Origin of the sequence: Kitasatospora sp. NPDC094015, assembly GCF_040304075.1 — a bacterium.
Classification (GTDB): Bacteria; Actinomycetota; Actinomycetes; order Streptomycetales; family Streptomycetaceae; genus Kitasatospora.
Window position 1 is genome coordinate 19392 of the sequence record NZ_JBEOUL010000006.1, and the last position, 15089, is coordinate 34480.

General features: G+C 74.3%; 13 protein-coding genes. 11 read left to right on the forward strand and 2 right to left on the reverse strand.

Annotated elements, in window-relative coordinates:
- The first annotated feature begins 354 nt into the window (after nt 1-354).
- Complete coding sequence (locus ABT014_RS09600; protein WP_350638131.1) at nt 355-2721, forward strand: serine/threonine-protein kinase; 2367 nt, start codon at nt 355-357, stop codon at nt 2719-2721.
- A gap of 34 nt (nt 2722-2755) precedes the next feature.
- Here ABT014_RS09600 and galE read toward each other — a convergent pair whose 3' ends face one another.
- Nucleotides 2756-3736 carry a UDP-glucose 4-epimerase GalE gene (gene galE / locus ABT014_RS09605; protein ID WP_350638132.1) on the reverse strand — a complete coding sequence of 327 codons (981 nt, stop codon included), beginning with the start codon at nt 3734-3736 and terminating at the stop codon, nt 2756-2758.
- A 170-nt stretch (nt 3737-3906) separates the two neighbouring features.
- Between galE and ABT014_RS09610 the strand changes: the two genes are divergently transcribed.
- Nucleotides 3907-5004, forward strand: coding sequence for a S1C family serine protease (locus ABT014_RS09610; protein WP_502894933.1), 1098 nt, complete (start codon nt 3907-3909; stop codon nt 5002-5004).
- A 208-nt stretch (nt 5005-5212) separates the two neighbouring features.
- On the opposite strand, the gene ABT014_RS09615 is transcribed toward ABT014_RS09610, so the two are convergent.
- Complete coding sequence (locus ABT014_RS09615; RefSeq protein ID WP_350638133.1) at nt 5213-6400, reverse strand: sensor histidine kinase; 1188 nt, start codon at nt 6398-6400, stop codon at nt 5213-5215.
- A gap of 272 nt (nt 6401-6672) precedes the next feature.
- Here ABT014_RS09615 and ABT014_RS09620 point away from each other — a divergent pair, with 272 nt between their 5' ends.
- The 9 genes from ABT014_RS09620 (at nt 6673) to ABT014_RS09660 (ending at nt 15083) form a co-directional block, all read left to right on the forward strand.
- Nucleotides 6673-7080, forward strand: coding sequence for an NADH-quinone oxidoreductase subunit A (locus tag ABT014_RS09620; protein ID WP_350638134.1), 408 nt, complete (start codon nt 6673-6675; stop codon nt 7078-7080).
- Nucleotides 7071-7697, forward strand: coding sequence for an NADH-quinone oxidoreductase subunit B (locus ABT014_RS09625; RefSeq protein WP_350638135.1), 627 nt, complete (start codon nt 7071-7073; stop codon nt 7695-7697). Before ABT014_RS09620 ends, ABT014_RS09625 begins: the two co-directional genes overlap by 10 nt.
- Nucleotides 7694-8830, forward strand: a complete 1137-nt coding sequence (locus ABT014_RS09630) for an NADH-quinone oxidoreductase subunit C (protein WP_350638136.1) — start codon at nt 7694-7696, stop codon at nt 8828-8830. Before ABT014_RS09625 ends, ABT014_RS09630 begins: the two co-directional genes overlap by 4 nt.
- Before the next feature lie 2 nt (nt 8831-8832).
- Nucleotides 8833-9786: an NADH-quinone oxidoreductase subunit NuoH gene (nuoH, locus tag ABT014_RS09635; protein ID WP_502894934.1), complete on the forward strand. Its 954-nt coding sequence runs from the start codon at nt 8833-8835 to the stop codon at nt 9784-9786.
- Entirely contained in the window at nt 9783-10364 is a 582-nt protein-coding gene (locus ABT014_RS09640; protein WP_350638382.1) for a NuoI/complex I 23 kDa subunit family protein, read from the forward strand. Before nuoH ends, ABT014_RS09640 begins: the two co-directional genes overlap by 4 nt.
- On the forward strand, nt 10361-11068 hold the full coding sequence (locus ABT014_RS09645; RefSeq protein WP_350638138.1) for an NADH-quinone oxidoreductase subunit J family protein: 708 nt from the start codon (nt 10361-10363) through the stop codon (nt 11066-11068). Before ABT014_RS09640 ends, ABT014_RS09645 begins: the two co-directional genes overlap by 4 nt.
- 4 nt (nt 11069-11072) lie before the next feature.
- Nucleotides 11073-11441 (forward strand): NADH-quinone oxidoreductase subunit NuoK, encoded by a 369-nt coding sequence (nuoK, locus tag ABT014_RS09650; protein ID WP_350638139.1) that lies wholly within the window; start codon nt 11073-11075, stop codon nt 11439-11441.
- A complete protein-coding gene (locus tag ABT014_RS09655) occupies nt 11438-13459 on the forward strand; it encodes an NADH-quinone oxidoreductase subunit 5 family protein (protein ID WP_350638140.1) in 2022 nt (673 codons plus the stop codon). Before nuoK ends, ABT014_RS09655 begins: the two co-directional genes overlap by 4 nt.
- Nucleotides 13460-13523: 64 nt before the next feature.
- Nucleotides 13524-15083, forward strand: coding sequence for a complex I subunit 4 family protein (locus ABT014_RS09660; protein WP_350638141.1), 1560 nt, complete (start codon nt 13524-13526; stop codon nt 15081-15083).
- Nucleotides 15084-15089 lie beyond the last annotated feature (6 nt).

Here is a 15089-nt window from a genome sequence, read left to right on the forward strand (position 1 = left end):
TCTTGGCGCGATTCGGTGATGCGACTATTACGCCGCTCGGGGGTGCTAAAGCAGGGGACCCCGGGAGAGTACGGACGGAATTGCAACGGACTGCGCCGATGCTCTTGAAGCCCCCCCGTGCACTGATGACCCCACAGCGTGACGAGGGGTCGGCTGAAGGGCGGTCGGATGACCGAGGGTGACGATCGGCGAACCGTCAGATCGCCCCGGGACCCGCCGGCGGCGCGGGGCGGTCTTCCGGGCGGGGGCAACCGGCGGCACGGTGTGGGCGGGGGAGATTGGATCCCGGGGGGTGGGCATTGGACAATCGGTCCGGCACCCGACGGGTGCGGCAGACGGGGAGGTGGCAACGGAGTGGACCAGCTGACGGCGCACGACCCGAGACGGATCGGGCCCTTCGAGGTGCTCGGGCGGCTCGGCGCGGGCGGGATGGGCCTGGTCTACCTGGCACGGTCGGCCTCCGGGCGGCGGGTCGCCATCAAGACCGTGCGCAGCGAACTGGCCGAGGACGACCTGTTCCGGGTGCGGTTCGCCCGGGAGATCGCGGCGGCCAAGACGGTCGGCGGCTTCTACACCGCGGCGGTGGTCGACGCGGACGCGGACGCGGCGGTGCCGTGGCTGGCCACCGCCTACGTACCGGCGCCCTCGCTGGAGGACCTGGTCAACGAGTGCGGTCCGCTGCCGGTGGACGCGGTGCGCTGGCTCACCGCCGGGATCGCCGAGGCGCTGCAGTCGATCCACCACGCCGGGCTGGTGCACCGCGACCTGAAGCCCTCCAACGTGCTGGTGGTCGAGGACGGCCCGCGGGTGATCGACTTCGGCATCGCGGCCGGCGTCTCCAACACCCGGCTGACCATGACCAACGTCGCGGTCGGCACCCCCGCCTACATGTCGCCCGAGCAGGCCAGGGACAGCCGCAGCGTCAAGGGCGCCAGCGACATCTTCTCGCTCGGCTCGCTGATCGTCTTCTGCGCCACCGGTCACCCCCCGTACCGGGGCGCCAACCCGGTGGAGACGGTGTTCCAGCTGCTGCGGGACCAGCCGGACCTGTCCGGGCTGCCGTTGGAGCTGGTCGACCTGGTCCGGGCCTGCATGCGGCCCGCCGCCGAGCACCGGCCGACCCCCGCCCAGCTGCAGGCCGAGCTGGCGCCGCACCTGTTCTCCCGGGACGATGCCGCCGGCGAGGCCGGGGACTGGCTGCCGCCCGCCGCGCTGGACCTGATCGAGCGCAAGCGCACCCGCCGCCCGGTGCCGCCGGCGCCGGTGCAGCCGCCGCCGGTCCACCAGGCGCCCCCGCCGCCGGTCCGGCTGCCGCAGCCGGCCCATCCGCCGGCGCCGCCCGCCCACCTGGCCGACCCGCGGACGGACAGCGGTTCGCACGCAGGTTCGCTCGGCGGACCGCTCGGCGCGGAGGCCGCCACCGAGAAGATCCGCGGCAACCGCGCCGGCGCCCAGGGTGCCGAGGTGCGGCTGCCCGGCGCCTCGGTACGGATAGGGCCCGGGCCGCGCGCCGACCAGACCGGCAGCGTCGCCCCCGCAGCCCCGCCGGCCGGTACGGACTGGGTGCGCCGCACGGGCGTCTCGCACGCACCGGTGGCCCCGCCGGCCGCGGTGCCCTCCCAGGCCGGGCAGGTGGCCCGCTGGCGGCCCTGGCGGTTCCGGATGTCCAACGACGTCTGGGGCACCCCGGTGGTGGCCGACGGAACGCTGTTCGTCTCCAGCTTCGAGGTGCACGCGCTGGACATCGCCTCCGGCGAGCGGCGCTACAAGACCCGGGACGTGGCCTGGGCGCTGGCGGTGGACGCCGGCCGGGTGCACGCTGCGGACGGCCCGCACCTGTACACGGTGGACGTCGCGGACGGCACCGAGCGCTGGCGCAGCTCGCTGGACGGCTGGATCTACTCGCTGGACGCCGCCGAGGGGGTGCTCTGCTGCGGGATCAGGGGCGGCGGGGTGCAGCTGCGTTCGGCCGCCAGCGGCGCCGAGCTGTGGCGGGCCGACGACGCCCAGCAGGACTACGAGAACCCGCAGTCCGGCCCGGCCCTGGTCGGCGGCAGCGCGTACTACTACGGCGCCGGCCGGCTGCGCTGCGTCGACCCGCGCGGCAGCGGCCTGCGGTGGTCCTTCCAGGTCGGCGAGGAGGTGCCGTCGCGTCCGGTCGGCCGGGCCGGGGTGGTCCACCTGACCGCCGGGACCAGGGTGCACGCGCTGGACGCCGCCACCGGCGCCGAGCGCTGGCGGTTCGACGCGCCGGTGGTGCTGTTCACCCCGCCGGCGGTGGACGCCGGTGCCGTCTACGTCGCGGACTACCTGGGCACCCTGTACGCGCTGGACGCGGCCACCGGGCGGGAGCGCTGGCGCGGCCGCACCGCGGGCCGGCAGGGCGCCGAGCCGGTGGTGCTGGCCGAGGACACCGCGCTGCTCGGCTCGGGCGACACCGTGTTCGCCTTCGACACCGCGACCGGCCGCGAGCGCTGGCGCTACACCACCCGCGGGGAGATCGTCGGCCTGCCGGCGGTCGCCGACGGGCTGGTGCACATCGGCAGCAAGGACCACTCGCTGCACACGGTGGACCTGGCGACCGGACGGCTGCGCTGGGAGCTCGGCACCAAGGGCGAGCTGACCGGCTCCCCGGTCGCGGTCGGCGGCCGGGTCTTCGTCGGCAGCAAGGACCGCTGCGTGTACGCGCTCGACTCGTTCTACGGGACGGCGGTGCCGTAGGCCGCGGGAGGGGCCGCGACGGTGCGGGCCGGGCTCAGCGGCGGGCCTCCGGGTGGCGGGCGCACCAACCCTCCCATGCGGAGGCCACCATCGCCTCGACGTCGTGCTGCGCCGTCCAGCCCAGCTCCCGGTGGATCAGGTCGGCGGAGGCCACCACCCGGGCCGGGTCGCCCGGGCGGCGCGCGGTGACCTCGGCGGTGGTGTCGTGCCCGGTGACGCGGCCGATCACGGCGAGCATCTCCTGCACCGAGACGCCCTCGCCGCGACCGATGTTGAGGGTCAGGTTGATCTGCTCGTCGGCCTCGTCGAGCCGCCTGACGGCGGCCAGGTGGGCCGAGGCGATGTCGGCGATGTGGATGAAGTCGCGGACGCAGGTGCCGTCCGGGGTGGGGTAGTCGGCGCCGAAGACGCGCGGGGGCCGGCCGGCCGTCAGCCGTTCGAAGACCATCGGGACCAGATTGGTGACGCCTTCGTCGGCGAGTTCCGGCGAGGAGGCGCCGGCCACGTTGAAGTACCGCAGCGAGACGCTGGACAGGCCGTACGCCCTGGCGGCGGCGTTGATCAGCCACTCGCCGACCAGCTTGGTCTCGCCGTACGGGTTGATCGGCTCGCAGGGGGTCCGCTCGGTGACCAGGTCGACGTCCGGCATGCCGTAGACGGCGGCGGAGGAGGAGAACAGCACCCGGCGCACCCCGGCGGCGACCGCGGCCTCCAGCACCACCCGCAGGCCCTCGACGTTCTCCTGGTAGTAGTGCAGCGGCTCGGCGACCGATTCGCCGACCTGCTTCTTGCCCGCGATGTGCAGCACGCCGGTGACGCCGTGCTGCTCGATCGCCCGGTCGAGGGCGGCCCGGTCCATGGTCGAGCCGACCACCAGCGGCACCCCGGCGGGGAGCCGCTCCGCGGCGCCGCTGCTGAGGTTGTCGAGGACGACGACCTGCTCGCCGGCCTCGACCAGCTGGCGCGTGACGTGCCCGCCGATGTAGCCGGCCCCACCGGTGATCAACCAAGTCATACGGCGCATCCTATGGGGCGCGTCGTACCGAGGAATCGGACATAAAGGTGAAATGCTGACAAAGTTCGGCCCGTTGCCGGGTCCTGGAGCGCCAGGGGCGAGCGGCCGACCGCATACGCACACTTCCGGAGGGACCCCAGGTGCGCCCCAAGAAGGAACCGACCCGACCGATCCCGGCCGGTCCCCGCCCGACCGGGCCGAAGGTCCGGCTGATCCCGGCCGCCGCGCTCGCGCTCGCCGGGCTGCTCCTCGCCGGGTGCTCCAGCGGGCCGTCCTCCTCGTCCGCGTCCGCCTCCTCGGGCTCCTCGGGTTCCTCGGCGCCCGCCTCGGCCGCGCCGTCCACCAGCAACGAGCTGCAGGACGACTACCGGCGGGTGATCACCGACGTGCTGCCCTCGGTGGTCCAGATCACCGCCGGCGACAGCCTCGGCTCCGGCATCGTCTACGACGACAAGGGCGACATCGTCACCAACGCGCACGTGGTCGGCGACGCCAAGACCTTCAGCGTGACCCTGGCGAACAGCACCAAGGCGCTGGACGCGACCCTGGTCGGCAGCTTCCCGGAGTCCGACCTCGCGGTGATCAAGCTGTCCCAGGTGCCGGGCGGTCTCAAGCCGGCCGTGTTCGGCGACAGCAGCAAGGTCGAGGTCGGGCAGATCGTGCTGGCCATGGGCAGCCCGCTGGGCCTGGCCAGCAGCGTCACCCAGGGCATCGTCTCGGCGACCGGGCGGACCGTCACCGAGCCGCAGAACGCCGGCTCGCCGGGGGCGACCATCGGCAACATGGTGCAGACCTCGGCCGCCATCAACCCGGGCAACAGCGGCGGCGCCCTGGTCAACCTCTCCAGCCAGGTGATCGGCATCAACACCCTGGCCGCCGTCGACCAGGAGCTGAACGGCGCCGCCGCGCCCGGCATCGGCTTCGCCATCCCGGCGGCCACCGTCACCAGCATCGCCGACCAGCTGATCAAGACCGGCACGGTGGCCAACTCCGGCCGGGCCGCGCTCGGCGTCACCGCCCGGACCTACTTCGACAGCAACTTCCAGCCCGCCGGGGCCGCGGTCGTCTCCGTGGTGGACGGCGGCGCCGCCGCGGCGGCCGGGATGCAGCCGGGGGACGTGATCACCAAGCTGGGCGACACCCAGATCACCTCCATCGCCGGGCTGACCACCGCGCTGGCCTCGCTCCAGCCGGGCGCGAAGACCACCGTCACCTACCAGCGGGACGGGCAGACCAAGACCGCCGACGTGACCCTCGGCAGCCTGTAGGGCGGGGCCCAGGACCCGGGCCCGGCGGACCGTACCGCGCAAGGGAGGCGGACCGCCGGGCCCGAACCACGCCCGCGCCCGGCAGGGTGCGGGCCGGGGGTAGGGGTCGGGCCCGGCAGGGTGCGGGCCGGGGGTAGGGGTCGGGCCCGGCAGGGTGCGGGCCGGGGGTAGGGGTCGGGCCCGGCAGGGTGCGCGGGTGCGGCTCGGGTCAGCTGCGGGCGGCCCTGGTCCGCCACGGCAGTTCGACGGTGATGCTGGTCGGCCCGCCGGCCGGGCTCTCCACCAGGAGCACCCCGTCCACCGCACCGATCCGCTCGGCCAGTCCGGCCAGCCCGCTGCCCGGATAGGCGGCCGCCCCGCCCTTGCCGTCGTCCTGGACCAGCAGCATCAGCCGGTCCTCGACCCGCCAGGCGTCCACCGTGGCCGTGCGGGCGGCCGCGTGCTTGGAGATGTTGGTCAGCAGCTCGCTGACGGTGAAGTAGGCGATCCCCTCCACCGCCGAGTCGGGGCGCTCGGCGCCCTTCAGGTCGACGTGCACCTTCACCCCGCCCGGGACGGTGCAGCGGGCCGCCACCGCGGACAGCGCCGCGTCCAGCCCGCGGTCGGTCAGCACCGCCGGGTGGATGCCGCGGGCCAGGTCGCGCAGCTCCTGGAGGGCGAGCTTCACCTCGCCGTGCGCGGCCCCCACCATCGCGGTGGCGGCGGCGATCCCCTCCGGGCTCTCCGTCTCGGCCAGCTTCTCCTTGGCGAGGCCGAGGTCCATCGCCAGCGCGACCAGCCGGGCCTGCGCCCCGTCGTGCAGGTCGCGCTCGATCCGGCGCAGGTCGGCCGCGGCGGTGTCCACCACCGCCCCGCGGTCCTCCTCCAGCTCGTGCACCCGCTGCGCCAGCGCGTTCGGCGCCAGCAGGCTGTCCACCAGCATCCGCTCCAGCCCGGACAGCCAGCGCATCGCCCAGGGCAGCACCGGCCAGCCGACCACCAGCAGCACCAGGGTCAGCGCGAAGCTGAGGATCCCCCAGATCAGCAGCACCACGTTGAACAGCGCGGAGCGCCAGCCGAGCGAGTCCGTCAACACGGCGGTGACCCAGCCGGACACCCCTTGGCGGCGCCGGACCAGCGGCCCCGGCTCCTGCGCGGTGGCGCCCAGCGCGGCCCGCGCCCTGGTCCGCTCCACCGAGCCCAGCCAGCGGCAGCCGGTCAGCCCGAGGGCCAGCAGCGGCAGCCCGACCACGGTCACCGACAGGGCCAGCCCGACGGTCAGGGTGACCACGGTGAAGACGAACCCGGCGATCCCGATCGGCAGGTTGAGCAGCAGGTGCTGCACCTGACCCCACAGCTGCGCTCCGTACAACGACGGGCGGCGGGGCTCCGCCGGCCGGTGCTCCGCGGTACTCATCGGCTTCCACCCTCTCGGTCGACCAGGTGGCACCAGCATCCCGGGTCGACCCGGCCCGGGGCCATGGGGGTGATCTCCGTCCCCACCCTGGGGATAACCCCACCCCCGCCGGCCGGCGCCGTCCCGGGCCGTCTTGCGGGGCGGGCAGGTTCCGGAGCAAGCGGGCCGTGCACTTAGACTCACGCCTGAGTGATGGTTATGGGTGTGTATAGAAGAGCGGTGATCCGATCGGGCCGTGGGTCCGGCGGGCCGCCCGATGTGGAGGCGAACGCATGGAGGGGCAGCTGGTCGCTGCCGACCCTGCCGTGGGCAGCGGCTACTTCGACGCGTATGCGGCGGTAGGCCTGCTGGCGGTCATCGGCGTGCTCTTCGTCGCGGTGGCGTTCACCGCCAACCGCCTGCTGCGGCCGGTGGTGTACTCGCCGGAGAAACTGCTCACCTACGAGTGCGGGGTCGACCCGGTGGGCGAGGGCTGGGCGCACACCCAGGTCCGCTACTACGTCTACGCCTTCCTGTACGTGATCTTCGCGGTCGACGCGATCTACCTGTTCCCCTGGGCGACCGTGTTCGCCGCCGCCGGCTACGGCGCGACGACGCTGGTGGAGATGTTCGTCTTCATCGCCTTCCTCGCGGTCGGGCTGCTCTACGCCTGGAAGAAGGGCGTTCTGGAATGGACGTGACCCACTCGCACGGCTCCGCCGGCGGCCCCGTGCCGCTCGGGATGCCCGATCCGGGGCGGCCCGGCGCGGCCCTCGAACAGCGGCGCCTGGGCCCGCTCGCCCGGCTCGCGCCGGACCCGGTCAAGGTGGTGCTCAACTGGGGCCGCCGCTACAGCCTCTGGTGCTTCAACTTCGGCCTCGCCTGCTGCGCGATCGAGTTCATCGCCGCGTCGATGGCCAAGCACGACTTCATCCGGATGGGTGTCATCCCGTTCGCGCCCGGCCCCCGCCAGGCCGACCTGATGATCGTCTCGGGGACCGTCACGGACAAGATGGCCCCCGCGGTCAAGCGCCTCTACGAGCAGATGCCCGAGCCCAAGTACGTCATCTCGTTCGGCGCCTGCTCCAACTCCGGCGGCCCGTACTGGGACTCCTACTCGGTGACCAAGGGCGTCGACCAGATCATCCCGGTGGACGTCTACGTGCCCGGCTGCCCGCCCCGTCCCGAGGCGCTGCTCCAGGGCATCCTCAAGCTCCAGGAGAAGATCGCCGCCGAATCGCTCCCCGAGCGCTACGCGGCACCCGACTCCGCGCTGCGCCGCCCGCTGGTGGCCGGCCCCGGGGAGGCCGCGCGATGAGCCGCACCCCCGAGGAGACCGCCGCCGCGATCGGCGAGTGGGCCACCGCCGCCGAGGCGTACCAGCTGCTCACCGTCGACGTCCCGGCCGAGCACTGGATCGAGGCGCTCACCGCCGCTCGCGACCGCCTCGGCCTGAGCTACTTCGACTGGCTGAGCGCCGTCGACGAGCTCGCCGACGGTTACACGGTCTGCGCCCACCTCGCCGCGCTCGGCGAGCCGACCGTCCGCCACCTGCTGCTCCGCACCCGGATCCCGCGGGACAAGGCCGTGCTGCCGACCGCCGTCGAGGTCTACGCCGGCGCCGGCTGGCACGAGCGCGAGACCCACGAGATGTTCGGCATCGACTTCGCCGGGCACCCGCACCTGATCACCCTGCTGCTCCCGGACGGCTTCGAGGGCCACCCGCTGCGCAAGGACTTCGTGCTGGCGGCCCGGGTCGCCAAGGCCTGGCCCGGCGCCAAGGAGCCCGGCGAGTCCGAGGGCGACGGTCCGGCCCGGCGCAAGATGCAGCCGCCCGGCGTCCCCGACCCGAACGAGTGGGGGCCGCTCAAGGGCACCCTGCCGCCGGTCGCCGAGCGCCCCGCGCGGGCGGCCCGGGCCGGCGCCGCCGCCCGGACCCCGCGGGCCGCCGCGGCCGCAGCCGGAGCTGCCGGGGCGGCCGGGGCTCCCGCGGCGGAAGGGGCGGCGGGCGAGGTCCGGCCGCGCCGGGCCCGCAGCGTCGAGGCGGGCTCGGTCAGCCAGGCGGAGCCCGGGACGGCCCCGGCCGGGGCCCCCGAGGTCCGGGCCGACCGGCCGCGCCGCACCCGCAGTGCCGGCGACGGGTCCACGAGCCAGGCCGGCGCCGCCGAGGCACCGGCCGGGCCGGAGCCGGCCGAACGGCCCCAGCGGCCGGAGCGGCCCGCCGCACCCCGGTCCTCGGACGCGCCCTGGCACTCGCCGGTGCCCGCGCACGGCCCGGCCGAACCCGAGCAGCCGAAGCCGCAGGCGCCCGAGGCGCCCGAGGCCGAGCCGCCCGCGCGGCCCGAGCCGGCCGAGACCCCTGAGGCCCCTGAGACCCCTGAGCCCCCGAAGGACGGGACCCCGCCGGACGGGACCCCGCAGACGACCGACCAGGACGGAGACGGCGCGTGAACCTGATCGACACGCTGCTGCGCTGCCTCGGCACCCTGGTCGCCTTCCTGACCCTGCCGCTGGTGATCGGCCAGACCGAGCACAAGGTGATGGCCCACATGCAGGGCCGGCTCGGCCCGATGTACGCCGGCGGCTTCCACGGCTGGGCGCAGCTGGTGGCCGACGGTGTGAAGTTCGCCCAGAAAGAGGACATCGTCCCGGCCGGCGCCGACCGTCGGGTCTTCCAGCTGGCGCCCGCCGTCGCCCTGCTGCCGTACCTGGTGGTGCTGCTGGTGATCCCGGTCGGCCCGAACGGGCTGGTCGGCCAGGCGGTGGACGCCGGGCTGTTCTTCGTCCTGGCCGTGATGGGCATCGGCGTGCTCGGCTCGCTGATGGCGGGCTGGGCCTCGGCCAACAAGTTCTCCCTGCTCGGCGGCCTGCGCACGGCCGCCCAGCTGATGTCGTACGAGCTGCCGATGCTGCTCGCCGCCGCCTCGGTGGCGATGGCCGCCGGGACGGTCTCGCTGACCGGCATCGTGGAGGGGTTCCACTGGTGGTGGCTGCCCTGGCAGGCGATCGGCGCGTTCGTGTTCTTCACGGCCGGTCTGGCCGAGCTGCAGCGCCCGCCGTTCGACATGCCGGTGGCCGACTCCGAGATCATCTTCGGCGCGTACACCGAGTACACCGGCCTGCGCTTCGCGCTGTTCCTGCTCTCCGAGTACGCCGGCATCCTGGTGGTCTCCGCCCTGACGGCGGTGCTCTTCCTCGGCGGCTGGCACGGCCCGGGCCCGGACTCGCTGGGCTGGCTGTGGACGCTCCTCAAGACCTTCGCGCTGGCCTTCGTGGTGATCTGGCTCCGGGTCACCTACCCCCGGCTGCGCGAGGACCAGCTGATGAAGTTCGCGTGGACCGGCCTGATCCCGCTCGCGCTCCTCCAGCTGGCCCTCACCGGCATCATCAAGGTGGCGATCTCCTGATGCGCATCCCAGGAAGTGGCCTGGCCAAGGGCCTGGCCGTGACGCTGCGGACGATGACGAAGAAGACCGTCACCGCGCAGTATCCCGACGTGCAGCCCGAACTGCCGCCGCGCACCCGCGGGGTGATCGCGCTGCTGGAGGAGAACTGCACCGTCTGCATGCTCTGCGCCCGCGAGTGCCCCGACTGGTGCATCTACATCGACTCCCACAAGGAGACGCTGCCGGCCGCCGATCCGAACGCCCGGGCCCGCACCCGCAACGTGCTGGACCGGTTCGCGATCGACTTCTCGCTCTGCATGTACTGCGGCATCTGCATCGAGGTGTGCCCGTTCGACGCGCTCTTCTGGTCGCCGGAGTTCGAGTACGCGGAGACCGACATCCTCGAACTCACCCACGAGCGCGACCGGCTGCGCGAGTGGATGTGGACCGTCCCGCCGCCGCCCGCGCACGACCCGGCGGCCGAGGAGCCGAAGGAGATCGGCATGGCGCGCAAGGCCGCCGACAAGCTGGCCGCTGCTGCCGCAGCCGCTGCCGATGCCGCCGCGCAGGCGCCCGAGGCCCCGGGGGGTGACCGGTGACGGGCCGCCTGCTCGCCGCCGCCGGATCGCTGGAACCGGCCGCCCGCTCCTTCCTCTCCCCGACCGGGGCGGAGATCGTCTTCCTGCTGGTCGGCCTGGTGGTGCTCGGCTCCGCCGTGGTCTCGGTGACCACCAAGCAGCTGGTGCACGCCGCGCTGTGGCTGGTGGTCGCGCTCGGCGGCCTGGCGGTGGAGTTCCTGCTGCTCACCGCCGAGTTCATCGCCTGGGTCCAGGTGCTGATCTACCTCGGCTCGGTCGTGGTGCTGGTGCTGTTCGGGCTGATGCTGACCAAGGCGCCGATCGGCCGCTCGCCCGACGCCGACTCCGGCAACCGCTGGGCGGCGCTCGGCGTCGCCGTCGCGGCCGCCGCCACCCTGGTCACCCTCGTGGTGGACGCGTTCCGCTCCAGCTGGGTCGACCTCGGCGCCGGCGGCGGCAGCACCGGTGCGACCGGCGAGATGCTCTTCCGGTACTGGGTGCTGCCCTTCGAGGCGCTGTCCGTGCTGCTGCTGGCCGCACTGGTGGGCGCGATCGTGCTCTCCCGGACCGGCACCGGACGGGTGCCCCGGCCGCGGGCCGGCAAGCTGCGGGCGGGCAAGCCCGTGGGCGCCCCCCGCACCCCCGCCGCGGCCCCCGCGACCGCCCCCGCATCCGCCGCCCCCGCCGCCGCGCCCCCCGCCGCCGCCCCCACGCAGGAGCGCTGACCCGATGCATCTCGCCTACCCGGCCGTCCTCGCCGCGCTGCTGTTCTGCGTCGGCGTGTACGGCGTGCTCGCCCGGCGGAACGTCGTCCTGGTGCTGATGTCGGTCGAGCTGATGCTCAACGCCGTCAACCTCAACCTGGTCGCCTTCGACGTCTGGCTGCGCGACACCCTGCACGCCGGACAGGCACTCACCCTGTTCACCATCACCGTCGCCGCCGCCGAGATCGGCCTGGGCCTGGCCGTCGTGCTGCTGGTCTTCCGGACCCGGGGGACCGCCGACATCGACCGGATCACCGCGCTCGGCGACCCGGCCGAGGACGCCCCCGCCGTCGGGGAGCCGGCCGCCGAGCTGAAGGGTCGGCCCGCCGCATGAACCTCGCGCTGCCCGTCCTCGTCCCCGTGCTGCCCGCCCTCGGCGCGGCCGCCACCCTGGCCACCGGCCGCCGCGCCCCCGGCTTCGTCCGGCCGCTGGCCGTCCTGCCGGTCGCGGCCGCCGCCGTGCTGGCCCTGGTGGTCGCCCTCCAGCTGGGCACCGGCCACAGCTTCGACGCCTCCACCCGGCTCGCCCCCACCGGCGGCCCCGGCATCTTCCTCTCCGTCCACCTGGACGGCTACAGCTCGCTGATCTCGGTGCTGGTCGGCCTGGTCGCCGTCTGCGTGCAGGTCTACTCGACCGCGTACCTGAAGGAGGACCCGCGCTACCCCTCGTACGCGGCGCTGGTCTCGCTGTTCACGGCCGCCATGTTCCTGGTGGTCTACTCCGGCGACCTGATCGTGCTGCTGGTCGGCTGGGAGGTGATGGGCATCTGCTCGTACTTCCTGATCGGCCACCACTGGGAGAGCGCGGACGCCCGGGGCGCCTCGCTGAAGGCGTTCCTGGTCACCAAGCTCGGTGACGTGCCGTTCCTGTTCGGCATCTTCCTGCTCGGCGCCGACGCCGGGACCTTCCGGATCGACGGGGTGCTCGCCGCCGCCGCCGAGGGACGGCTCGGCCACCCCACCCTGACCGCGCTGCTGCTGCTCGCCGGCGTGGCCGGCAAGAGCGCGCAGTTCCCGCTGCACACCTGGCTCCCGGACGCGATGGCCGGCCCGACCCCGGTCTCCGCGCTGATCCACGCGGCCACCATGGTCGCCGCCGGCATCTACCTGGTGGCCCGGCTGCTGCCGGTCTTCCTGCTCTCCGGCGCGGCCCTGGTGGTGCTGGCCGTGATGGCCGCCGTCACCATGGTCGGCTCGGCGCTGTGCGCGCTCGCCCAGGACGACCTCAAGCGGGTGCTCGCCTACTCCACCGTCGGCCAGCTCGGCTACATGGCCGGCGCGCTGGCCGCCGGCGACCGCGAGGCGGCCGTCTTCCACCTGGTCAGCCACGGCGCCTTCAAGGCCCTGCTGTTCCTCGCCGCCGGCGTGGTCATCCACGCCGCGCACACCAACTCCATCTCGGCGATGTCCCGGATCCCCGGCCTGCGCACCAAGGTGCCGGACGCCTACTGGACGATGGGCATCGCGCTGGTCGCGCTGGTCGGCCTGCCGCCGTTCTCGGGCTTCTTCAGCAAGGAGGCGGTGTTCACCGCCGCCGAGCACGCCGCCACCGGCGAGGCGCTCACCAACGGGCTCGGCCCGGCCGACGCGGTGCCCGCCGCGGCCGGCTGGATCGTCCTGGTCTCGGCCGGGCTCACCGCGGTCCTCACCGCCGCCTACGCCACCCGGATGTGGCTGGTCGCCTTCCACGGCAAGCCCGCCGCCGGCCCGCAGGCCACCGCTCCCGAACAGGGCGCGCCGTACTCGCCCGAGCCCGACGAGGTCGACCCCGGCCAGGTCGAGCCGCCCGCGATGCGCTGGCCGCTGTGGGTGCTGGCGGTGCCCACCATGGCCTTCGGCATCACCAGCCTGCGCACCGACTGGCTCCCCGAACTGCTCGACGGCGGCCCGCTGCGCCCCTCCACCGCCACCGCGGTGATCGGCACCGGACTGGCCCTGGTCGGCATCCTGGTCTCGTACGCCGCCTGGCGGGCGACCACCGTCCGGCCGGCGACCGCCCGCCGGGCCGGCGAGGAACGGGTGCCCGAACAGGCCGGCCCGCCGGCCGTCGAGCACGTGCCCGGCGATCCCGGCCGCCGGCTGCTGGGCCCGCTCTACCGGCCCGCCCAGCACGGCTTCGGCGTCGACCGGCTGTACAGCGCGCTGTTCGTCCGGCCCACCACCGCGGCCGCCCGGCTGGTCCGCTTCCTGGACCGTGAGGTCGTCGAGACCTACGTCCGGGGCGCCGGCCAGGGCACCAACCTGCTCGGGTGGCTGGTCCGCCGGACCCAGACCGGCAACGCCCAGACCTACCTGAGCGCCCTGCTGGCCGGCGCCGTCCTGCTCGCCGTCCTGGTGGCGGTCGGCTCATGAACCGTCACCCGTACCCGCACCACCACCGCCACCGCCGACCCGCAGCCCGAACCTGGAGCACCCGATGAACGCGGTCCTCATCGCCCTCCTGCTGCTGCCGCTGCTCGGCGCCGCCGCCACGCTGGTCCCGCTCGGCCCCGACCGGGAGACCTCCGACCGGCGCGCGCTGCGGCTCGGCGTCGCCGTCACCGGCGGCGTGCTGGCCCTGGCCGTCGCGCTGGCCGCCGGCTTCGACCACGACCGGCCGGCCCGGATGCAGGCCGTCACCGACACCGACTGGATCCCGGCCATCGGGGTCCGCTTCCACCTCGGCGTGGACGGCATCTCGCTGCCGCTGCTGGTGCTGACCGCGCTGCTCACGCTGCTCTGCGCGGTGTACTCCACCAAGCGGCTGCCCAGCGGCGGCGGTATCCCGGGCGGGCGGGCCTTCACCGGGCTGCTGCTCCTGCTGGAGGTCGGCATGCTCGCCACCTTCGCGGTGCTGGACCTGGTGCTGTTCTTCCTGGCCTTCGAGACCGTGCTGATCCCGATGTACTTCCTGATCGCGCGCTGGGGCAGCGGGCGCAAGGTGGCCTCGGCCGGCCGGTTCATCCTCTACACCCTGCTCGGCTCCGCCGTGATGCTGCTCGGCTTCCTGCTGATCGGCCTGAACGCCGGCACCTTCGACATGACCCGGCTCGCCGAGGCGCACGGCAGCGGCCTCACCCACACCACCCAGGTGATCGCGGCGCTGGCCGTCCTGGTCGGCCTCGCGGTCAAGGCCCCGGCCTGGCCGCTGCACAGCTGGCTCCCGGACGCGCACACCTCCGCCCCCACGGTCGGCTCGGTGCTGCTCGCCGGCGTGCTGCTGAAGATGGGCACCTACGGCCTGGTCCGGGTGCTGCTGCCGATCGTGCCGCAGGGCGCCGAGACCTTCGCCCCCTACCTCGGGGCGTTCGCCGCCGTCGGCATCGTCTACGGCTCGCTGGCCTGCCTGGCCCTGGCCCTGGCCCGGCCCGGCGCCAAGGGCGACCTCAAGCGCCTGATCGCCTACTCCTCGGTCGGCCACATGGGCTTCGTGCTGCTGGGCATCGCCTCGCTCACCCAGGTCGGCGTCAACGGCGCGCTGTTCGCCAACATCGGGCACGGCCTGATCACCGGCCTGCTGTTCTTCCTGGTCGGCGCGGTCAAGGACCGCTACGGCACCGCCGACCTGGACACCCTGTCCGGCGCCACCGGCGCGGCCCTGTACGGGCGGGCGCCGCGGATCGGCGCGCTGCTCGCCTTCGCCGCCGTCGCCAGCCTCGGCCTGCCGGGCCTGGCCGGCTTCTGGGGCGAGCTGCTCGCCATGTTCGGCGCGTTCGAACCGGCCGCCGGACTGTCCCGGCCCGCCTTCCTGACCTACCTGGTGCTGGCCGGCCTCGGCACCCTGCTCACCGCCGCCTACCTGCTGGTCGTGGTCAAGCGGGTCTGCATGGGCGACCCGAAGCAGCCCTCCCCGGTCGCCGACCTGCCCGACCTCAGGCCGTACGAGGCCGTCAGCTGGACCCCGCTGGCCGCACTCACCCTGGTCGCGGGCCTGTGGCCGGCGCTGCTGCTGAGCCTGTCCGACCCGGCCGTCAAGCACCTGCTCGGGGGTGGCTGACCCGTG

Excerpts from the sequence above, each read along its gene's own strand:
- galE (WP_350638132.1), bottom strand. The coding sequence starts at position 3,736 with ATGACTTGGTTGATCACCGGTGGGGCCGGCTACATCGGCGGGCACGTC.
- ABT014_RS09615 (WP_350638133.1), bottom strand. The coding sequence starts at position 6,400 with ATGAGTACCGCGGAGCACCGGCCGGCGGAGCCCCGCCGCCCGTCGTTG.
- ABT014_RS09620 (WP_350638134.1), top strand. The coding sequence starts at position 6,673 with ATGGAGGGGCAGCTGGTCGCTGCCGACCCTGCCGTGGGCAGCGGCTAC.
- ABT014_RS09625 (WP_350638135.1), top strand. The coding sequence starts at position 7,071 with ATGGACGTGACCCACTCGCACGGCTCCGCCGGCGGCCCCGTGCCGCTC.
- ABT014_RS09630 (WP_350638136.1), top strand. The coding sequence starts at position 7,694 with ATGAGCCGCACCCCCGAGGAGACCGCCGCCGCGATCGGCGAGTGGGCC.
- nuoK (WP_350638139.1), top strand. The coding sequence starts at position 11,073 with ATGCATCTCGCCTACCCGGCCGTCCTCGCCGCGCTGCTGTTCTGCGTC.
- ABT014_RS09655 (WP_350638140.1), top strand. The coding sequence starts at position 11,438 with ATGAACCTCGCGCTGCCCGTCCTCGTCCCCGTGCTGCCCGCCCTCGGC.
- ABT014_RS09660 (WP_350638141.1), top strand. The coding sequence starts at position 13,524 with ATGAACGCGGTCCTCATCGCCCTCCTGCTGCTGCCGCTGCTCGGCGCC.